14 protein-coding genes are annotated in these 20,270 nt (G+C 65.9%); 9 read left to right on the top strand and 5 right to left on the bottom strand.

Annotated features, from left to right (window positions below):
* Positions 1–297 precede the first annotated feature (297 nt).
* The gene (locus tag ACRARG_RS03545) at positions 298–1,683 is read left to right on the top strand and encodes a calcium-binding protein (protein WP_432688597.1); all 1,386 of its coding nucleotides are present in this window, start codon (positions 298–300) and stop codon (positions 1,681–1,683) included.
* Between the two features lie 113 nt (positions 1,684–1,796).
* On the opposite strand, the gene ileS is transcribed toward ACRARG_RS03545, so the two are convergent.
* Entirely contained in the window at positions 1,797–4,706 is a 2,910-nt protein-coding gene (ileS, locus tag ACRARG_RS03550) for an isoleucine--tRNA ligase (RefSeq protein WP_432688598.1), read from the bottom strand.
* Between the two features lie 254 nt (positions 4,707–4,960).
* Here ileS and ACRARG_RS03555 point away from each other — a divergent pair, with 254 nt between their 5' ends.
* Positions 4,961–5,491, top strand: coding sequence for a dihydrofolate reductase family protein (locus tag ACRARG_RS03555; RefSeq protein ID WP_432688599.1), 531 nt, complete (start codon positions 4,961–4,963; stop codon positions 5,489–5,491).
* The gene (locus tag ACRARG_RS03560; RefSeq protein WP_432688600.1) at positions 5,479–6,084 is read left to right on the top strand and encodes a TetR/AcrR family transcriptional regulator; all 606 of its coding nucleotides are present in this window, start codon (positions 5,479–5,481) and stop codon (positions 6,082–6,084) included. Before ACRARG_RS03555 ends, ACRARG_RS03560 begins: the two co-directional genes overlap by 13 nt.
* Positions 6,085–6,115: 31 nt before the next feature.
* Here the strand turns inward: ACRARG_RS03560 and ACRARG_RS03565 are convergent, their stop codons facing one another.
* From ACRARG_RS03565 to ACRARG_RS03580, 4 genes are all read right to left on the bottom strand, one after another.
* The gene (locus tag ACRARG_RS03565) at positions 6,116–7,804 is read right to left on the bottom strand and encodes a hydantoinase B/oxoprolinase family protein (RefSeq protein ID WP_432688601.1); all 1,689 of its coding nucleotides are present in this window, start codon (positions 7,802–7,804) and stop codon (positions 6,116–6,118) included.
* Between the two features lie 174 nt (positions 7,805–7,978).
* The gene (locus ACRARG_RS03570) at positions 7,979–10,039 is read right to left on the bottom strand and encodes a hydantoinase/oxoprolinase family protein (RefSeq protein ID WP_432688602.1); all 2,061 of its coding nucleotides are present in this window, start codon (positions 10,037–10,039) and stop codon (positions 7,979–7,981) included.
* A gap of 2 nt (positions 10,040–10,041) precedes the next feature.
* Positions 10,042–12,762: a molybdopterin-dependent oxidoreductase gene (locus ACRARG_RS03575; RefSeq protein WP_432688603.1), complete on the bottom strand. Its 2,721-nt coding sequence runs from the start codon at positions 12,760–12,762 to the stop codon at positions 10,042–10,044.
* Positions 12,752–13,585, bottom strand: a complete 834-nt coding sequence (locus ACRARG_RS03580) for an FAD binding domain-containing protein (RefSeq protein ID WP_432688604.1) — start codon at positions 13,583–13,585, stop codon at positions 12,752–12,754. Before ACRARG_RS03580 ends, ACRARG_RS03575 begins: the two co-directional genes overlap by 11 nt.
* Before the next feature lie 539 nt (positions 13,586–14,124).
* Here ACRARG_RS03580 and ACRARG_RS03585 point away from each other — a divergent pair.
* The 6 genes from ACRARG_RS03585 to ACRARG_RS03610 all read left to right on the top strand — a co-directional run bounded on the left by ACRARG_RS03585 (position 14,125) and on the right by ACRARG_RS03610 (position 20,174).
* Positions 14,125–15,570, top strand: a complete 1,446-nt coding sequence (locus ACRARG_RS03585) for a 6-hydroxynicotinate reductase (protein ID WP_432691311.1) — start codon at positions 14,125–14,127, stop codon at positions 15,568–15,570.
* Positions 15,567–16,436 carry a UPF0280 family protein gene (locus ACRARG_RS03590; protein ID WP_432688605.1) on the top strand — a complete coding sequence of 290 codons (870 nt, stop codon included), beginning with the start codon at positions 15,567–15,569 and terminating at the stop codon, positions 16,434–16,436. Before ACRARG_RS03585 ends, ACRARG_RS03590 begins: the two co-directional genes overlap by 4 nt.
* On the top strand, positions 16,429–17,013 hold the full coding sequence (locus ACRARG_RS03595) for an amino acid synthesis family protein (RefSeq protein ID WP_432688606.1): 585 nt from the start codon (positions 16,429–16,431) through the stop codon (positions 17,011–17,013). Before ACRARG_RS03590 ends, ACRARG_RS03595 begins: the two co-directional genes overlap by 8 nt.
* On the top strand, positions 17,010–17,588 hold the full coding sequence (locus ACRARG_RS03600; RefSeq protein WP_432688607.1) for an amino acid synthesis family protein: 579 nt from the start codon (positions 17,010–17,012) through the stop codon (positions 17,586–17,588). The genes ACRARG_RS03595 and ACRARG_RS03600 overlap by 4 nt, the downstream gene beginning before the upstream one ends.
* 229 nt (positions 17,589–17,817) lie before the next feature.
* Positions 17,818–18,891 carry an aromatic ring-hydroxylating dioxygenase subunit alpha gene (locus ACRARG_RS03605; RefSeq protein ID WP_432688608.1) on the top strand — a complete coding sequence of 358 codons (1,074 nt, stop codon included), beginning with the start codon at positions 17,818–17,820 and terminating at the stop codon, positions 18,889–18,891.
* A gap of 74 nt (positions 18,892–18,965) precedes the next feature.
* Positions 18,966–20,174: an ABC transporter substrate-binding protein gene (locus ACRARG_RS03610; RefSeq protein ID WP_432691312.1), complete on the top strand. Its 1,209-nt coding sequence runs from the start codon at positions 18,966–18,968 to the stop codon at positions 20,172–20,174.
* Positions 20,175–20,270: the final 96 nt, after the last annotated feature.

The raw sequence follows: 20,270 nt of genomic DNA on the forward strand, positions 1-20,270 counted from the left end.
CGCCCGGGCCTCAAGGACAGAGGGCCGGTCTCTGACGGGCCCTCGCGCAAGCAGACGATCCCGGCCCGGCGACAGGGCCGGGACCGGGTCACCGCAGCCCCCCGGCACCCGAAACCGGTGCGACCGCAGCCGCCCCCATAGCTCGGTCTCTGCACCGCTCCGGCACAGGTCCGGGCAGCCTCTCCCAAGCATTAAAATTTCATGACGCAAAGACTTATCATTTGATCGGACGTCAAACCGAACTTAATCTGTCAGGGCATTTGCCAGTCCTCCATTTTGTAGTCCCGGAGCCGTCCCATGCGAATTAGACTATTCGGAGAAGCCCGCCGCGAAGTTGGATTTGTCGATGCCATGGTGGCCCTCCACGACGGCCTCTACGAAGGCGACCCGGAGTCGATCACATCAACCCGGATTGTGCTCAATTACGCAGCTCTGAACCTGAATATCGTTTTGCTGGGGCGGAATTTCGCGGTCAACGAAAGTGCCGGCACAGCCCGGGGCATCATCGACACCATCAATATCTTTGATACGGAAAGCGGCACCCTGGCCGCCACCTTCGACCAGATGAACCTGTCGCTGGCCGATGTGGTCGCCGCATCGCGGACAGTCGACAACGCGAACTTTGGTGATCAGGACACCAGCGACGAAAGCGCCCTGTTCAACCTGCTCTGGAACCAGGGGATCACCTATCGCTCGGCCGATTTCGTCAACGAGGGCCAGCCGGATGCCTTTGGCCCCAACCACCCGGAGCTCAACACGAAACTCCCGTGGAGCGATGACGTCGTCTACAACATGACCATGTCCGGCCGGGGCGAATATTTCGAATTCGGCAATGGCAATGACCGGGTCTTTGGCGAGGGCGGCAATGACACGCTGAAAGGGGACAATGGCAATGATACCCTTTCCGGCGGATTTGGCTTTGACTGGCTTCACGGCGGCAATGGCTCGGACAAGCTCTATGGCGGGTTTGGCGAAGATGTCCTGAATGGCAATTTCGGCAATGACACGCTGGATGCCGGACATATGAACGACCAGATCTATGGTGGTTTCGGCAATGACCTGATCATTGGCTGGCATGGCAATGACCTGGCAGAGGGCGGCGTCGGCAACGATATACTCCGCATGCATCAGGGCAACGACATCGCATATGGCAATATCGGCAATGACCGGATCGACGGCGGCGGTGGCCATGACACCCTCTATGGCAACGAAGGCAATGACACGATCGATGGCTGGTTCGGCAATGACCGCATTGTCGATAGCGACGGCGACAGCGATCCCGGGCGCAGCGACGATGTCATGACCGGCGGACCGGGCAGCGACACGATCCTGTCGACCTCCGGACATGACAGGATCTCGACCGGCTGGGGCGCCGACCGGGTCGAAATCTATTACGATCCCGAGGTCGAAGGCGACCGCTTCATGTGGGTCGTGATCGAAGACCTCTGGCCTGCCGATACGCTGTATATCGAAACCAGACATCTGGATGAACTGCACGCGGGCTACCGCGCGGCGCAGAACAATGCCGATGCGGACTGGTGGACCGAATTCCTGTACGAATCGGGCGATGCTGCCTTCTTTGCCTCCGACCGCCTGCTGGTCAGGATGGATGGCGTTTCAGCCACCGAAAGCCTGTTCATGGAGATTACCTCCAACGGGTTTGACATCGGGCCCTGGCTGTAAGGCGGGCTCACGGGCGCGCGCATGCGGAGCCGTGAGGAAAGGCCCGACAGATCAGAGACCAAAAGGGCAGCCAATCTGGCTGCCCTTTGCCATTGCAAGTACCGGACCCGCGTTTACGACGTCAGCGCCGCGTCACAGCGGCCGCAGACGCCCGCATGGGCATGCGTGCCGACATCCGGCAGGATCTTCCAGCAGCGCTGACATTTCTCGCCCTCCGCCATTTCGAACACCACGGCAACGCCCGGCCCTTCGGGCAGGCGGAATGCCTCCGCCGGAGCCGGATCGCCGGTCAGCGCAATGGCGGAGGTGATGCAGATATCCTCAAAGGCCACCGATTTCAGCGCCTCCAGAACCGCCGCATCCTCGACATGCACAACCGGCGCGGCCTCCAGCGAGGCGCCGATCACCTTGTTCGTCCGCTGCACCTCAAGCGCGGCGGTCACAACGCGTCGTGCGGCCCGGACCTTGGCCCATTTCCCGGCCAGTTCCGCATCGCGCCAGTCCGCCGGCGTCTCCGGGAAATCCACCAGATGCACCGAGGAGAGATCGCCCGGGAAGCGTTCCAGCCAGACCTCTTCCATCGTGAAGGTCAGGATCGGCGCCAGCCACGTCACCAGCCGGTGATAGAGCAGGTCCAGAACCGTGCGCGCGGCCTTCGCCCGCGCGGTATCGCCATCGCAATAGAGCGCATCCTTGCGGATATCGAAGTAGAAGGCCGACAGATCGACCGTGGCAAAGTTGAACACCGCCTGGAACATCGACTGGAAATCGAATTCGGCATAGCCCTTGCGAACCACCTCATCCAGCTCCGCCATGCGGTGCAGAACCCAGCGTTCCAGCTCCGGCATATCCGCCGGATCCACACGGTCCTCCTCGCGGAAATCACCCAGCGACCCCAGCATGAAGCGCAATGTGTTGCGCAGACGGCGATAGCTGTCCGCGACGCCCTTCAGGATCTCCGGCCCGATCCGCTGATCGGCGGAATAGTCGACCTGCGCCACCCAGAGCCGCAGGATATCCGCGCCGTACTGCTTGACGACCTCCTCCGGCACGATGGTATTGCCGAGCGATTTGGACATCTTGTTGCCCTTCTCGTCCAGCGTGAAGCCATGCGTCACCACGTTGCGATAAGGCGCGCGCCCCTTCGTCCCGCAGGCCTGCAGCATCGAGGAATGGAACCACCCGCGATGCTGGTCGGTGCCCTCAAGATAGACATCGGCGATGCCGTCCGGCGCCCCGTCGGCGCGGTCGCGCAACACAAAGGCATGGGTGGAGCCAGAATCGAACCAGACGTCCAGAACGTCGAACACCTGGATATAGGCCTCCGGATCCGCCGCATCCCCGATAAAGCGCTCTTTCGCGCCCTCGAAATACCAGCAATCCGCACCCTCCACCTCGAACGCCTCGGCGATCCGGGCGTTCACGGCGGCATCGCGCAGCAGGTAATCCGGATCGGTCGGCAGCGCCCCATTCTTGACGAAGCAGGTCAGCGGAACACCCCAGGCGCGCTGCCGTGACAGCACCCAGTCCGGCCGGGATTCGATCATCGAATACAGGCGGTTCCGCCCGGTCTTGGGCCACCACTTCACCAGCTGGTCGATCGAGGTCAGCGCGCGTTCCCGGATCGTCTTGCCATAGGTGTCATCGCCGCCCACGGGCCGGTCGATGGCGGCAAACCACTGCGGCGTGTTGCGGTAGATCACCGGCGCCTTGGACCGCCAGGAATGCGGGTAGGAGTGCTTGATCTTGCCCCGCGCCAGCAGCCCGCCAACCTCGACCAGCTTGTCGATCACCGCCTTATTGGCATCGCCCTCTCCGCCCTTGCGGTTGAGGATGTACTTGCCGCCAAAGAACGGCAGATCGGCACGGAACGACCCGTCGTCCATCACGTTATAGGTGATGACCTGTTCCAGCATGCCCAGATCGCGGTAAAGCTCGTATTCCTCCATCCCGTGCGACGGGGCGCAATGCACGAACCCGGTTCCCTCGGAATCGGTCACGAAATCGGCGGCGCGGAAATCACGGATATCGTCCCATTCGCCGCCGGAGCCCTCGGCGCCCTTCAAAGGATGCTCCAGCGAGATCTTCGCCAGATCCTCCGGCGTGATATCGCACAGACGACGGTACATGCTATCGTCAAGCCGCGCCCGTGCGAACACATCCGCCGCCCGGTCGTCCGCCAAGATGTACCGGTCGCCGATCGTGGCCCAGCATTCCTCGGGTCGCCCCGTCACCTCATACAGGCCATAGGAGATCGCCTCGCCGTAAACGACCGCCTTGTTCGACGGCAAGGTCCAGGGTGTTGTCGTCCAGATGACGACCTGCGCCGAATCCAGCGTCGCATCGCCGGTGCCCACAACCTTGAACTTCACCCAGACGGTAAAGCTTTCCTTGTCGTGGTACTCGACCTCCGCCTCCGCCAGCGCCGTCTTCTCGACCGGCGACCACATCACCGGCTTCGACCCCTGATACAGAGACCCGTTCATGAGGAACTTCATGAACTCCTCGGCGATCACCCGTTCCGCATGGTAATCCATCGTCAGGTAGGGATCGGCCCAGTTTCCGGTCACGCCCAGACGTTTGAATTCCGTCCGCTGCACGTCGATCCAGCTGTCCGCAAAGGCCCGGCATTCCTGCCGGAAATCGACCACCGGCACTTCGTCCTTGTTCTTGCCCTTCTTGCGGTACTGCTCCTCGATCTTCCATTCGATGGGCAGGCCGTGACAGTCCCAGCCCGGCACATAGCGCGCATCCCGGCCCATCATCTGCTGCGAGCGCACGATCATGTCCTTCAGGATCTTGTTCAGCGCATGGCCGATATGGAGGTTCCCGTTTGCGTAAGGAGGGCCATCATGCAGGATGAAGGGCTCCCGCCCCTCTTTCTCCCGCAGGCGGTCGTAAACGCCGATCTCCTCCCACCGGGCCAGCCAGGCGGGTTCGCGCTTGGGCAGGCCCGCGCGCATCGGGAAATCGGTCTTGGGAAGGTTCAGCGTGTCTTTATAGTCGGGCGTCTCGGCGCACATATCTTGCGGTCCGTTTTTTTGGATCATCTTCAGGGATTTGGTCGGCGCGGGCGTCCATGCGCCTTGTCCCGGCGTCTCTGCTCAGAGCGCCGGGCAAATAATTCGAATGATGATCGCCAGTATCCTCATATCGCCCGCCTTATAGGCCGGGCCAGAAGGAGGGTAAAGCGGCGAAAGCACAGCACCTGCTGACCACTTGCCTGCCCCCCTGTTCTGACTTAAATTATACGACGTATAATTATTGGAGAGGTTCCATGCCCTGCCATATCTTCATCGCCACCAGCCTCGACGGGTTCATCGCCCGCCCCGATGGCGCGCTCGACTGGCTGGAGCGGCCCGGTATGGCGGGCGAGGACCACGGATATTCCGACTTCATCGCGGGGATCGACTGCATCGTCATGGGGCGCGGCAGTTTCGACAAGGTGCTCACCTTCGACAGCTGGCCCTACAGCCTGCCCGTCGTCGTCCTGTCGCAGAGCCTCACCGAAACCCCGCCCGACCAGCTGCCCCCGGATGTCACGATCCTCTCCGCCCCGCCGGAGGAGGTCACCGCCTTCTGCGCCGCGAAGGGTTGGACCCGCCTCTATATCGACGGTGGCCGCGTCATTCAGGACTTCCTGCGTGCAGGGCTGATCGACGACATGATCCTGACCCGCCTGCCCGTCCTGCTGGGTCAGGGCATCCCGCTCTTCGGCCCGCTCGGTGCCGATCTGCCGCTGCACCATCAGGACACCCGCAGCTTCCCCTCCGGCCTGATCCAGAGCCACTACAGATGCGCCCCGTGACCCCGCGCCGCCCCGGCCGCCCGAAATCCGGCAAGGCCGCGCTGACGCAACACGACGTAATCGCCGCCGCCCTGACCCTGCTGGATACGGGCGGCGAACCGGCCCTGACGATGCGCGCACTGGCCACCTCGCTTGGCGTGACCCCCATGGCGCTTTACCACCATGTCGGATCGCGGGACCAGCTGACCGGCCTGCTGGTGCAACAGGTCTTTGGAACGCCCGAGGGCTGGTGGCAGCACGACGCGCCGCATTTGGACCGGATCGCGCGGATCATGTCCGGCTACGTCACCCGCGCCACGGCCCATCCGGCCCTCTTGCTGCTTGTCTTCCGAACGCCCTCGGCGCTCACCGGCCCTCTGCGGGAGATCACGCAGACCCTTACCGAGACGCTCCGCGACATGGACCTGCCGGACCCGCTGCACATCCAGTGGCGTGACCTCCTGATCGATCACGCCCATGGCTTTATCCTGTCGGACGCGATGCAGCACGATCCGAAAGGTGCCTTGCCCGGCTATCACGCCAATCTGTCCCGATTGCTCTCGCATCTGGCCCGGGACTGCGGGCAACCTGCCCCAGATTCCGACACAGCCTGAACCCCGAACTTACACCGTAAGCCGCCGCCCTTCAGCCCCCGCTCCACCCATAAAGCGCCCGCGCCTCTTCCGCCGAATACCGCCCCAGCCAGACATCCTCGGCCACCAGCGCCGGATCACGTTCCTCCGGCGCGCCATAGCCGCCACCGCCCGGCGTGCGCACCCGCACCCGGTCCCCGGCCGACAGGGCGATATCCTGCGCCTTGGACAGATGTTCCGGCACGAAGTCCCGGCCGCCCTGCGTCACCAGAACCCGGTTCACCCCGCCGTCCCGGCCACCCAGCACGCCCTGCGGCCCAAACCGCCCGTGATCCATCACGAAACTGGCCCGCGCCGTGCCCTTGCGCAGCTCGACCTCGTAATCCAGGCCAAAACCGCCCCGATGCCGCCCCGCCCCGCCGGAGCCTTCATGCAATGCATAGCGGTGATAGAGGACCGGAAACTGCTGCTCCATGATCTCCACCGGCGGCGCCTTGGAAATGCCGATGGTCGAACAGCCATTGGCGATCCCGTCGCCCCCGGCATAGCCGCCATAGCCGCCGCCCGAGATCTGGTACATCACATAGGACCGCCCCTCCTCCGGCACCTCGCCTCCCAAAGCGAAATTCCCTGATGAGCCCGCAGGCGCCGCCGTCACCACCTCCGGCAAAGGCCCCACCAGCGCGGCAAAGACCGCCTCCGCGATCCGCTGGCTCACCTCCGCCGCACAGCCCGACACCGGCCGCGGATAGCGCGCATCGAGGAAGGTCCCCTCCGGCCGGATGATATTGAGCGGCTCAAACGCCCCGGCACTGATCGGCAAATCCGGGAATATGTGTCGCATGGCGAGGTAGACAGAGCTCTGCGTGGTGGCCCAAACGGAATTCATCGGCCCCCGGCAGGGCGCCGAGGAGCCGCTGAAATCAAAGGTCAGACGCCCCGCCGCCGCCGTCACCGCCAGCCGGATCTCCAAAGGCTCATTGACCACGCCGTCGCTGTCCACATAGGCAACGGCCTCGTAACGCCCCTCCGGAATGGCCGCGATATTGGCCCGCATCTGCTGCGCCGCCCGGGTCCTCAGCTCCGCGATCGCCTCCTGCACCACCGCATCGCCATAGCGGTCCAAAAGCCGGAACAGCCGCGCCTGCCCGACATACAGCGCCGCCGCCTGCGCCTTCACATCGCCGATCCGCTGATCGGCGACCCGAATATTGGAACAGATGATCGCATAGATTTCGGCGTCGAGCTCCCCTTCCTTGAAAAGCCGCACCGGAGGCAGCCGCAGCCCCTCCTGCTCCACCGCCGTGGCAGAGGCCGAAAAGCCCCCGGGCACCGCGCCACCCGTATCGGGCCAGTGCCCGGTATTGCTGAGCCAGCAGAAAATCTCGCCCCCCCGATACACCGGCATGGCAAAGCGCACATCCATCAGATGCGTGCCGCCCAGATAGGGATCGTTGACGATATAGATATCCCCGGGCTTCGGGGCCGCCGCCCGCCCCTGCCCGATCATCTCGATCAGCGTCCGGGTCGAAAACTGCATCGTCCCCACAAAGACCGGCAGCCCCTGCGAGCCCTGCGCAATGAGGCTCCCGTCCGCGGCGGAATAAATCCCGTCCGACCGGTCGTTTGCCTCTGCAATCACGGGCGAGAATGCCGCGCGCGAAAAGCTCAGATCCATCTCGTCACAGACCTGCTGCAATCCAGACTGAATGACGGTGAGGGTAATGGGATCAATGGTCATCTTGGCTCTCCGGTCCCGGCGTCTCTAAAGTGGCGAAGGCAGAATGCCTCCGGCGGGGATATTTTAAGCAAGAAAAAGACCGGGGCGCGCCCTGCCCCTTTTTCTTGCCGGAAATATCCCGGGGAGCGCGAGAGGCTGGCCCCTCGCTCCCGAAGCCGGCACAGGTGCTACGGCTCATGTCCGGGCCCCGACGGTCACGATCAGATTGCCATCGGCATCCTGTTCGGCGCGGTCGCCGGGCTCCATCACCAGCGTGCAGTCCATCTGTTCGACAATCGCGGGGCCACGGATCACGGCATCCCCGGGCAGGTGATCGCGCCAGTAGACCGGCGTGTCGACCCATCCGTCGAACCAGACCGCACGCGTGCCGCTCTGTGCCTCGGCCAGGGTCGCGCGGCGTTCGGAGGCATTGATCAGCAGCGACAGATCCACCTCCGCCCGGCGTCCGACCACAGATGTGTTCAGATTGACCACCGCCGCCCGGATCTCCGGCAGTTTGACCTGGAAACGGCGGAAATAGGCCTCTTCGAAGAGCGCCTGAAGCTCTTCCCGGGCGGGCGTCGGCCCCGGCAGCGGCACTCGCAGCAGGTGGGTCTGGCCGATGAACTGCATATCGACCGAATGGGCGATGCGCTCCTCCGCGATCTCGACACGCTCGCGGGCAATGGCGGCGCGGCCCTCGGCGACCTGTGCCGCAAATCCCGCATGCAGGGCGTCCAGTTCCACCGCATCGAGCGGCCGGTTCACCGTCTGGACAAAATCATGCCGCAGGTCGGCAACGATACAGCCGAGTGCATTGGTAATCCCCGGCCGCGCCGGCACCAGCACCTTGGGCACCCCAAGCTCGCGCGCAATGGCGCAGGCATGCAGCGGCCCGGCGCCACCGAAGGCAAAGAGCGCAAAGTCGCGCGGATCCTCGCCCAGCGAGATCGACACCATGCGCACCGCATCCGCCATCTTGGCCGTGGCGATCCGTAGCACGGCAGAGGCCGCCTCGACCGCATCCAGACCCAGCCGCGCGCCGATCCTCTCGGCAAAGGCATCCCGGATCACCTCAAGCGATACGCCGCCCGCGCCGGTGTTCAGCCGGTCCGGGTTCATCCGGCCCAGCAGCATATTGGCGTCGGAAATCGTGGGCTCGGTCCCGCCCTTGCCGTAACAGATCGGCCCGGGGGTCGAACCCGCGCTCTCCGGCCCCACCTGCAGCAGACCCGCCGCATTGACCCGCGCGATAGACCCGCCGCCGGCCCCCACGGTGCGCACATCCACCATAGGAACGTGGATCGGCATGGCATATTCCACCTCGATCTCATGACTCACCGCAGGCTCCGCCCCCCGGATCATCGCCACGTCGGTGGAGGTCCCGCCCATGTCATAAGTCAGCAGATCGGGGATGCCAGCACGCCGCCCGGTATAGGCCGCCGCCATCACGCCGGAGGCCGGGCCCGACATCACCGTCTTGGCCGCCTCATCCGCCACGATCCGGGCCGACACCATGCCGCCATTGCCGTTCATCACCAGCAGGTCGCGCGCATAGCCGCGGTCCGACAGCCGGTCGGCCAGCCGCTCCACGTAGCGGCGCAGCAGCGGCTGGACGGAGGCATTGACCGCCGCCGTCACCCCGCGCTCGAACTCCCGGCTTTCCGACAGGAGCGCCGAGCCGAGGGTAATATTGCCATTGGGCCATTCCTCCCGCGCGATCTCTCCGGCGTGCTGTTCATGGGCCGGATTGGCGTAGGAATGCAGGAAATGGATCACCAGCGCCTCGCAGCCTGTCGCCACCAGCGCGCGCAAGGCGCCACGCAGGGCGTCTTCGTCGAGCGGCAGGTAGACGGAGCCATCTGCCAGCATCCGTTCCGGCACCTCCAGCCGCAGGTCGCGCGGGATCAGGGGGCGGAACTGGCCCTTCATGCCGTAGGCCTGTGGACGCGTACGCCGGCCCAGCTCCAGCACATCGCGGAAGCCCGCCGTCGTCACCAGCCCGGTCTTGCAGAGCTGCCGTTCCAGCACGGCATTGGTCGTGGTTGTCGTGCCATGCACGATCAGGTCCAGCGCCGCGGCATCCACGCCCGCCGCATCCAGCGCCGCCAGCACACCGCCCGCCTGATTGTCCAGTGTTGTCGGCACCTTGGCGAGGCTCACCCGCCCCGCCCGGCTGTCGTAATGCACGAGGTCGGTAAAGGTCCCGCCCACGTCGATCCCGGCGAAGCTGCCGGTCAGGTCTTCTCTGCTCATTCTCAGGCGCCTTTCGCGGCGAGGATTGCGGCGCGGACGCGGTCGGGCGTGGCAGGCAGGTGATGCACCCGCGCGCCGGAAGCATCGGCAATGGCGTTGAGGATCGCGGGCGCGGTGGGGATCAGGCAATGCTCCCCCAGCCCCTTGGCGCCATAGGGACCATGGGCATCGCCCGTCTCAATGATATGGCTCTCGATCGGGGGGACGTCGCCGATGGTCGGGATCAGGTAATCGTGCAGGTTCTCCGTCCGGCCGGGGATGAATTCCTCCATCAGCGCGAGGCCAAGGCCCTGGGCGATCCCGCCCTCGATCTGGCCCTCGACCAGAAGCGGGTTGATCGCCTTGCCGACATCATGGGCGGCGGTGAATTTCAGCAGCTTCACCGTGCCCAGAGCGGTATCCACCTCCAGCTCCACCATCTGCGCCGCCGTGCCGAAGACGGCATAGGGCGCGCCCTGCCCGTTCTGATCCAGCGGCAGCGTCGGCGGGTCGTAGCTTTCCACCACCTCCAGCGCGTAATCGCCCTCCGCCTCCGGCAGCACGACGCGCTGCGTCACCCCGTCCTCGGTCAGCGCGATGCCGTCGCCGGTCAGAGTGATCTCAGCCTCCGCCCCCATATTGCCCAGCCGCAGCAGCTGCGCCCGCAAAGCCTCCCCGGCCAGCCGGGCGGCATTGCCGGTGATGAAGGTCTGGCGGGAGGCCGAGGTCTTGCCCGCATCCGGCGTCAGATCCGTATCGGCCGAAACCAGCGTGATCTGCGACACCGGCACACCAAGCGCGGTCGCGAAAATCTGGGTGATCACCGTGTTCGAGCCCTGCCCGATATCGACAGCCCCCTGATGCAGCATGACCTCTCCGGCCGCTGTCACTCCCGCCCGGATGGTGGAGGGGTTGGACATCGACGTATTGCCGCAGCCATACCAGCCACCGGCGATCCCGACGCCGCGTTTCACCACATCCGACCCGGCATTGAAGGCCGCAGCCTCTGCGACCGCCCGGTTCCAGGCGGGCTCCAGCGCGTCGAAACACTCCGCAATGCCCATGCCGGTGTCGAACACCTGCCCGGTCACGGTCGGATCGCCATTGCGCAGGGCATTGCGGCGGCGGATCTCCAGCCGGTCCATCCCCAGCTCACCCGCCAGCATGTCGAAGAGCTGCTCCTGCGCTACAGCCGACTGCGGCACGCCAAAACCCCGGAACGCCCCGGCAGAGACGGTATTGGTATGGATGCCCGCGCTCTTCGCCTCGTAATTCGGCGTCAGATAGGGGCCGGAGGCATGGATCGGCACCCGGTTCGCCACCGTCGGCCCCCAGCTGGAATAGGCCCCGGTGTTGAACCGGCCCTCAAAACGCGTCGCCACGATCCGGCCGGTGGCATCGGTGCCGATCTCCATCTGCACCTCAGAGGGGTGCCGTTTGGTGGTCGTCGCGATGCTCTCGCTGCGGGTATAGGTCATGCGCACGGGCCGGTTCAGCAGCCATGCGGCCATGGCCACAAAGGGATGCGTCGACATGTCGAGCTTTGATCCAAATCCGCCGCCCGTCGCGGTCGGGATGATCCGCACATCCGTCACCGGCAGGCCCAGCACCCCAGCCACCCCGTCGCGGTTCATATAGGGGGCCTGAGTGCAGCAGGTCAGCTCCATCCGGTCGCCGACACGGCGGGCCCAGGCGGCCTCCGGCTCGATATAGGCATGTTCGATGAACCCGGTTGAGAAGGCGCCGGAGACGACATGCGCCGCGTCCTCCATCGCGCCCCGGGCATCGCCCCGCGCCACATAGCCCCGGCACATCACATTCTCCGCCCGGTCCCGGTGCAGCAGGTCTGACCCCGCCGCGCCTTCGGGCGTCAGGTTCGCGGGGAGCTCTTCCCAGACCACGGGGAAATCGGGCAGCGTGTCCAACACATCGGCCGCGCCCACCACAGCCGCGACAGGCTCTCCCTTGTAGAGCGCCTCTCTCTCGGCAAAGACCGGCTGGTCGATGAAGCCGGGGATCACACCAAAGAGGTTTGCGCCGGGCACATCCGCCGCGGTCATCACCAGCGCCAGCCCGTTCTCCTGCGCATAGCTCTCCAGATCGCCAAACCGGAACCGCGCCCGGTGGTAGGGCGAGCGGATCACCCGCACGACCAGCGCGTCCGCCGGGGCCACGTCATCGCCGAACCGCTCCGTCCCCGACACCTTGGGCCAGCCGTCGAGCCGTGCCACACGCGCACCCACGCCACCCTCGGCCAGCGGCACCGCGTCGCCGCCCGCATCCAGCACCGCATCGATGATCTTGCGATAGCCCGTGCACCGGCAGAGCACGCCGCCAAGCGCATCCGCCACGGCCTCCTCGTCCAGCGCCACGCCCGACCGCAGCAGCGCCACCGCCGACACCATCATGCCCGGCGTGCATATCCCGCATTGCGCCGCCTGATGGCGCTGGAAGGACTGCGCCAGCTTTTCGGCCACCGCATCGCCCGTGACCAGCCCCGCCTGCGTCTCCACCACCCGGCCCTGCGCCTGTCCCGCCGCTGTCAGGCAGGCACAGACCGGCGCGCCGTCGATCAGCACCGTGCAGGCGCCGCAATCCCCGGCATTGCAGCCGACCTTGACGTCCTTGGCCCCGGCGGCATCGCGCAGCACCTCCGACAGCCGGTCGGTGGCGCGGGCCGGAATGGTGATCTCATCCCCGTTCAGCGTCAGGGAGATATGGCCGGCGGGTTCATCAAGCGACATCAGCGGGCTCCAGTGCCTGAAGAAGGGTTCGTGTGATCAGCGTCCGCACCGCGTCCTGCCGGTAGGCGGCAGAAGCGCGGACATCATCGATGGGGCTCAGCCCCGGCAGGTCGGTCGCGGCGACGACCCCCGCGATGGCATCGGGCGCGGCGCCTTTCAGCGCTGCCTCCAGCCCGGGCAGACGGAGGGCGACCGGCGAACAGGCACCCACGGCGATCTTCGCCCCGGTGATCAGCCCGGCATCAAGCTCCACCACCACCGCAACCATGGCGATGGATATGACGAGGTATTTCCGCGCCCCCAGCTTCAGAAAGCCACCGCGCCCCGCAACATTGGGGACATGCAGCGCCACCACCAGCTCTCCGGGTTCCAGCGCGGTCCGGCGCGGGCCAAGGATGAACTCCGACAGCGCCAGCTGCCGGACACCCGAGGGCCCCGCCAGCTCCACCTCCGCCCCGAGCACCAGCAGCGCAGGCACGCCATCGGCGGCGGGTGAGGCATTGCAGATATTCCCCGCCACGGTCCCGGCATTCTGGATCTGCACCGACCCGACCTCCCGCGCGGCCAGTTTCAGCCCATCAAAGGCAGGCGGCAGATCGGCCCGCAGGATATCGGTCCAGGTCGTCGCCGCACCAATGCGCCAGCCAGCCCCAACCCGGCTCACCCCCCTGAGCCCGTCGATTCGCGTCACATCCACCATGGTCGCGGGCGGCACCCCGTCGCGCAGCGCCGGATAAACATCTGTGCCCCCGCCCAGCACCACCGCCCCCTCGCCGATCAGGCCAAGGGCATCCTCTAGCGTTGTCGGGCGATGCAGCGTCATCCGGGCCTCATAAACAGTGAAGGGCAGTCATATGTATGCAAGCGATACTTGCCCCACGGTAGGGAGGTGCACGATCCCCTGTCAATCGCGCCATGCGCAGCGACAGCCCGCACCGCCTGAAAAACGATTATTGTTTGCACACAAACAAACATACAGCGCCGGATTTGCCCGCATTTTTGGCACTCATCTTTCAGCAGCTGCGGCAGACCTCTGAACAGCACACAGGCCAGCCCATCCCTCTCCGCCCCCTTGTTTACAATGCGAATCCACCCGTAACGGCCTTTCCCCACGCCGTACCGCTTTCCTCAGCGACTCCCGGCCTGCACAAAATCAGACGCCGCGCGGCCCGCGCAAAGATATTGACAGGCCCGCCGCGCCCATGCGTTCGTATACAAACAAATATCACCGATACGCTGCGGCCGAGCCCGCCGCATCAAAGCCCCGGAGCCTCAGCCGTGAGCGATCTGCCCGACACGCGAGAGACCAAGCGCGACAAGGCCCAGCAGCCCGAGAAGATCCGCTGCGATGCCTGCCCCGTCATGTGCTACATCGCCGAGGGCCGCGCCGGGGCCTGCGACCGCTACGCCAACGAGGGCGGGGAGCTGGTCCGCCTCGACCCGCATACGATTCTGGAAAACGCCGCCGGTGACACGCCGCTGGTCCCCTTCCTCGACCGCGAATGGGACGGAGAGATCGTGACAGGTGAGGACACCTTCATCACCGCCATCGGCTCCGGCACCACCTATCCCGATTACAAGCCCGCGCCGTTCATCGTGGCCTCCAAGGTCGCCGATGCCGATATGATCACCGTGGTGACCGAAGGCATCTTTTCCTACTGCGGCGCCAAGGTGAAGATCGACACCGACCGGCATCTCGGCTCCGAATGCGCCGCCGTCCGGGCGGAGGGCGAGGTGATCGGCCATGTCACCACCTCCGAATACGGATCGCAGATGCTGTCGCTGGGCGGCGTCAACCACCTCACCGGCGGATCGAAAAAGGAGGGCCGCGCCACCTGCAACGCCCTGCTCGCCCTCTGCAATGGGGAGGAGGTCGCGCTGACCATCGACAGGGGCGCGGAGCTGCAGATCACTGCCGGTCAGCCCCCCGTCGTGAACGGCCAGCCGGAGGAACGGATGCGCGTCGGCTGCGGCTCTGCCACCGTCGGCATGTTCGCCGCACAGTGGAAGGGTCTGGTCGATGAGGTTGTCGTGGTCGATGACCATATCACCGGCGTCATGTCCGAACATCAGGCCGGCAGGGTCATCGGGTGGGAGCCGTCGGGCATTCGCATCAAGGGCCGCCGCTCCACCCCCGGCCGCTATTTCCAGGTGGCAGAGCCCGGCACCGGCTGGGGCGGCACCGACCTGACCGACCCTCTGACCATCCTCGACAGCTGGCAGGCGGCCAAGGGCGCGCGGCCGGGCCTCTCGCTGCTCATGGTCTCCACCACAGGCGAAAACGCCGCCTATTATGAGCTGAACGAAGATCTCGTCCCGGTCCAACAGGAGATGCCCGCCCGCCTCCTGCCCTCCGTCGCGCGGATCGAGGAGAATTGCGAACCCTCCATGGCCTCCGTCCTCTTCATGGCCGGGGCTGGTGGATCGCTGCGCTCGGGCGTGACCGAAAACCCGGTCTCCCTCACCCGCTCCGTCCAGTCGCGGCTGACCCGCGTGACCTGCGGCGGCGCGCCCGTCTTCATGTGGCCCGGCGGCGGCATCACCTTCATGGCCGATGTGACCCAGATGCCGAAGAATGCCTTTGGCTATGTCCCCACCCCCGCGCTGGTGGCCCCCATCGAATTTACCATGTCCGCCGCCGATTACGCGGCCCTTGGCGGCCATATGGACTACGTCATGCCGCTGGAAGACGCGCTGCGTGGTCAGAAGGGCCGCCAGAACGACCATCGCCTGTCCGGCCAGCGCAGCGAACGGCCCCGCGCCGGACAGCCCTGGCCGCTGCCCCGCCCAGCGGAGCGCGCGGAATGAGCTGGGCAGAGGCCCCCGCCGCCGGGCTGATGCCCGATGGCCGCCTGCGCCTGACCCACGGGCCCATTGACGTCATCATCAAGGCGGAGGGCACGCCCGACACGGTCCAGCGCGCCTTTGAACGCGCGCATCGCGCCTTCCAGACCGTGCTGACCCGGCTGGTGCAGGAACTGCCCCGCCTCCGCTCCCCCCATGGGGCGGCGCCCGAAGGGCCTGTCGCCCGTCGCATGGCCCGCGCCGTGGCGCCTTTTTATCCGACCTTCGTCACGCCCATGGCGGCCGTTGCGGGCTCTGTCGCCGATCACCTGCTGTCGGCCATGCTGATCCCCGGCCATGGCCTGACCAGTCTGCATGTGAACAATGGCGGCGATATCGCCCTCTGGACCGCCGGTCCGGTGCTGACCGCCGCCATCTGCGACAATCCCCTGACCGGCCACATCGCCACCCGCGCCCATATCGCGCCCGGCGACGGGATTGGCGGCATCGCCACCTCCGGCTGGCGCGGTCGGTCGCTGTCCATGGGCGTCGCCGATGCGGTCACCGTGCTGGCCCGTGATGCCGCCACCGCCGATGCCGCCGCCACGCTGATCGCCAATGCGGTCGACCTTCCGGGCCATCCGGCCGTAAAACGTCAGCCTGCCTACCGTCTCAGCCCCGACAGCGATCTGGGCGACCGGCGGATCACGACCGATGTCGGCCCGCTGACGCCCGCCGACACCGCAACGGCACTGGACCGGGGCGCCGCCGTCGCGCAGGATTACCTCGGACGCGGGCTGATCCGCGCCGCCTGCCTCGCCTGCCAGGGGGAGCATCGCCTGCTGGGCGCCCCCCTCACGACCCTGACGAAAGACCTGACCTATGCCTGAACCGATGATCCGCAAGACCGCGATCCTGAACGAAACCATCTGGCACGAAGGCGGCCCCGTCGCCGCCACGCCGCTCCGCCGGGCCGCCTGCATGACGGTGATCGCGAACCCCTTCGCGGGTAAATATGTGGAGGATATCGCGGGCTTCATGGAAGACCTGAAGCCGCTGGGCGCCCAGATGGCGCAGGATCTGATCGACGCCCTCGGCGGCGACCCGACCCTCATCGAAGGCTACGGCAAAGGCGCCATCGTCGGCACGAACGGAGAGCTGGAGCATGGCGCGCTCTGGCATGTCCCCGGCGGCTATGCGATGCGCGAGAAGATCGCCGCCTCCAATGCCATCGTGCCCTCGACCAAGAAGATCGGCGGCCCGGGCACCCGGCTCGACGTGCCGGTGACCCATACCAACGCCTCCTACGTCCGTTCGCATTTCGATGCGATGGAGGTCGGGCTCTCCGACGGTCCCAAGGCCGATGAGATCCTGCTGGTTCTGGTCATGACCACCGGCCCGCGCGTGCATGCCCGCGTCGGCGGTCTGGCGGCGAAGGACGTCAAGGGCGAGGACGGCCTGCGGTGAAACTGCGCAAGATCATCACCCTGGTCGAGGAAACCCGGACGGAGATGGGCCGCCCCGTGTTGCCCCCTTCCCGCCGGGCGCTGGCCGCGGCGGTGATCGCCAATCCCTTCGCCGGTGTGTATGCCGAGGACCTGTCCCAGCTGATCGAAACCGGCGCGGAGCTGGGCGATATCCTGGGCCGCGAAGCCCTTGCCGCCCTCGGTTGCGCGGCGGATGCGGTACAGGGCTACGGCAAGGCCGCCCTGATCGGCGAGGCCGGAGAGCTGGAACATGGCGCGGCCCTCCTGCATCCTTCACTGGGTGCGCCCCTGCGGGCGGTGCTGGGCGGCGGCAAGGCTCTGGTCCCCTCCTCCAAGGCCATGGGGACCCCCGGTGACGTGATCGACGTGCCGCTGGGTCACAAGGACGCCGCCTATGTGCGGTCGCATTTCGACGGGATGCGGCTGCGTGTTTCCGACGCACCCCGTCCCGGGGAGATCGTGGTCGCCGTGGCGCTGCAGGTTGCGGGCCGCCCCCTGCCGCGCGTCGGCGGGCTGACACATCAGGAGATGGTCGGGGAGGACGGGTTGAGATGATGCGTGACGCTATCCGTTCAACCCTGGCACGGGCGACCAGCCCGGGCCGCGCCCGACCCTCCCCCCGGGAGGGCGCATTGGCGATGTCAGATGCCGTACAGCCGTCGCCCCATGCTTTTGAGATAAACCGCAGACCACAAGCGAACCGAAGCGCCCACCCAGGGTCGGGCGCGTCCCTCCAGTCTGACCTCGCCAAGACAGCCACGACATCACCAAAGGAGCACGCCGCATGACCACCTTCGTCCGCAACGCCTGGTACGTCGCCGCCTGGTCCACCGAGGTCGACGACCAGCTCCGCCGCTTCACCATCCTTGGCGATCACATCGTCATCTTCCGCAAGACCGACGGCACCGTCGCCGCGCTGGAGGACCGCTGCCCGCACCGCCTCCTGCCGCTATCGAAGGGCAAGCGGATCGGCGATACGGTACAATGCGGCTACCATGGGCTGACCTTCGACGGCACCACCGGCAAATGCACCCGCGTGCCCGGCCAGACCAACCTGCCGAACTCGGCTTACGTTGTAAGTTACCCGACGGAGGAACGCCACGGCATCCTCTGGATCTGGATGGGCGATCCCGCCAAGGCCGATCCAGCCAAGGTCTTTGACATGCCCGAATTCACCGATCCGAACTGGGCCGTGCACCATGGCGACGCGCTGCACCTGAAATCGAACTACCTCAACGTCGCGGAAAACCTCGTCGACCCGGCCCATGTCAGCTTTGTCCACCCGACGACGCTGGGCAATGCGGCCTCCGAAAACGTGCCCGTCCATGTGAAGACGGACGGCGAGGCCATCGTGGCATGGCGCTGGATCCGCGATGCCGAACCCGTGGGCTTCTTCAAGGGCTTCGGCGGCTTTACCGGCCATGTCGACCGCTGGCATTACTACTACCTCTACACCCCCTGCACCGCCGTGATCGACTTCGGCTCCATCGAGACGGAACGCAAGATCGCCGAAGAGGACCGCAACCAAGGCGTCCGCATCTTCGCGCTGCATTTCATGACCCCGGTGACGGAAACCTATACGATCGACCGCTGGCTCCATATCCGCAACACGGCGCTCGACGATCCGGAGGCCGAGACCACGATGGACACCATGTTCCGCAAGGCCTTTAACGAGGATAAGGAAATCCTCGAAGCCGTGCAGGAAGAGGAGCTGCGCCCGCAGAAACGCCGCCCCATCCGCATCGCCATCGACAAGGGGCCGCTGGTCTATCGCAAGCGGATCAATGACTTGCTGGAACTGGAACGGACGGAGGATCTGGCCTCCGACCCCTCCCCTGCATTTGTGTATCACGATTAACCGGCGTAAGACCGGATCACCTCGGTTGCCGTAACGGCAGCCCAGCCAACAGAGGACCCTCTATGACTTCGCGTATGACCCTGACGAGACGCACCATGCTCGCCGCTGCCGCCGCCCTGACCATGACGCCCCTGGCGGCCATGGCGCAGGAGACGATCAAGATCGGCGAGATCAACCATTACAAGCGCATGGCCGCCTTCGCCGACCCCTATAAGCTGGGGATCGACCTCGCGCTGAAAGAGATCAACGACAAGGGCGGCGTGCTGGGCAAGCCGCTGGAGTATATCCACCGCGACGATCAGGGCGATCCGGCCGAGGCGGTCAAGATCGCCGAGGAACTGATGACCCGCGACGGCGCGGTGCTGATCACCGGCTCGATCCTCAGCCATGTCGGCCTCGCGCTCTCCTCCTTCGCGGCCGAAAAGGGCTATATCTACCTCGCCGCCGAACCGCTGGCCGACAGCCTTGTCTGGTCTTCGGGCAACAAGAACACCTTCCGCCTGCGCGCCTCCACCTGGATCCAGGCCGCCATGCTGGCCGAGGAAGCCGCCAAAAGCGATGCCGTGACCTATGCCACCATCGCGCCGAACTATGCCTACGGGCAGGATGCGGTCGCGGCCTTCAAGGAGAACCTCAAGCGGCTGAAGCCCGAGGTGGAATTCGTGGCCGAGCAATGGCCCGCCCTCTTCAAGATCGATGCGGGTGCCGAGGTGCAGGCCATCGAACGCGCCAAGCCCGATGCGATCTACAACGTGACCTTCGGCTCGGACCTCGCCAAATTCGTCCGCGAAGGCACCGACCGCGGCCTCTTTGACGGCCGCCCCGTCTATGGCCTGCTGACCGGCGAGCCGGAATACCTGGAGCCGCTGGGCGATGAGGCCCCCGAAGGCTGGTTCGTCACCGGCTACCCCTGGTATGCCTTTGAAGACGGCACGCCCGAGAAAGCCTTTGTCGATGCCTATGTGGCCGAGACGGGCGAGACGCCGAAGATCGGGTCGCTGGTGGGCTATCTCGACGTTCTGTCGGTGGCGGCCGCCATCGAAAAGGCAGGGGCGACGGATACCGAAAGCCTGATCGCCGCCTTCAAGGGGCTGGAGATCCCCGACACGCCGATCGGGCCGCTGATGTACCGCGCCATCGACAACCAGTCGACCATGGGCGCCTATGTCGGCACGCTGGCGCTGGAAGACGGCAAGGGCGTGATGGTGGACTGGAGCTACAAGGGCCCCGATGCCTACATGCCGTCTGATGACGAGATCAAGGCGATGCGTCCGGCGGAGTGATCCGCCACGTCGGGGGTCGCACCGAAACTACGGCGCGGCCCCTGCGGGGAGCGGGTCAGGGGGGCTGTCTGCCCCCCGCCGCCTTCGGCGACTCCC

Origin of the sequence: Pseudooceanicola profundi (genome assembly GCF_050897955.1) — a bacterium.
In the GTDB taxonomy this organism is placed as follows: Bacteria; Pseudomonadota; Alphaproteobacteria; order Rhodobacterales; family Rhodobacteraceae; genus Pseudooceanicola.

Excerpts from the sequence above, each read along its gene's own strand:
- ACRARG_RS03575 (WP_432688603.1), bottom strand. The coding sequence starts at position 12,762 with ATGTCGCTTGATGAACCCGCCGGCCATATCTCCCTGACGCTGAACGGG.
- ACRARG_RS03595 (WP_432688606.1), top strand. The coding sequence starts at position 16,429 with ATGCCTGAACCGATGATCCGCAAGACCGCGATCCTGAACGAAACCATC.
- ACRARG_RS03570 (WP_432688602.1), bottom strand. The coding sequence starts at position 10,039 with ATGAGCAGAGAAGACCTGACCGGCAGCTTCGCCGGGATCGACGTGGGC.
- ACRARG_RS03610 (WP_432691312.1), top strand. The coding sequence starts at position 18,966 with ATGACCCTGACGAGACGCACCATGCTCGCCGCTGCCGCCGCCCTGACC.
- ACRARG_RS03560 (WP_432688600.1), top strand. The coding sequence starts at position 5,479 with ATGCGCCCCGTGACCCCGCGCCGCCCCGGCCGCCCGAAATCCGGCAAG.
- ileS (WP_432688598.1), bottom strand. The coding sequence starts at position 4,706 with ATGTGCGCCGAGACGCCCGACTATAAAGACACGCTGAACCTTCCCAAG.
- ACRARG_RS03585 (WP_432691311.1), top strand. The coding sequence starts at position 14,125 with ATGTGCTACATCGCCGAGGGCCGCGCCGGGGCCTGCGACCGCTACGCC.
- ACRARG_RS03555 (WP_432688599.1), top strand. The coding sequence starts at position 4,961 with ATGCCCTGCCATATCTTCATCGCCACCAGCCTCGACGGGTTCATCGCC.
- ACRARG_RS03580 (WP_432688604.1), bottom strand. The coding sequence starts at position 13,585 with ATGACGCTGCATCGCCCGACAACGCTAGAGGATGCCCTTGGCCTGATC.
- ACRARG_RS03565 (WP_432688601.1), bottom strand. The coding sequence starts at position 7,804 with ATGACCATTGATCCCATTACCCTCACCGTCATTCAGTCTGGATTGCAG.
- ACRARG_RS03605 (WP_432688608.1), top strand. The coding sequence starts at position 17,818 with ATGACCACCTTCGTCCGCAACGCCTGGTACGTCGCCGCCTGGTCCACC.
- ACRARG_RS03590 (WP_432688605.1), top strand. The coding sequence starts at position 15,567 with ATGAGCTGGGCAGAGGCCCCCGCCGCCGGGCTGATGCCCGATGGCCGC.
- ACRARG_RS03545 (WP_432688597.1), top strand. The coding sequence starts at position 298 with ATGCGAATTAGACTATTCGGAGAAGCCCGCCGCGAAGTTGGATTTGTC.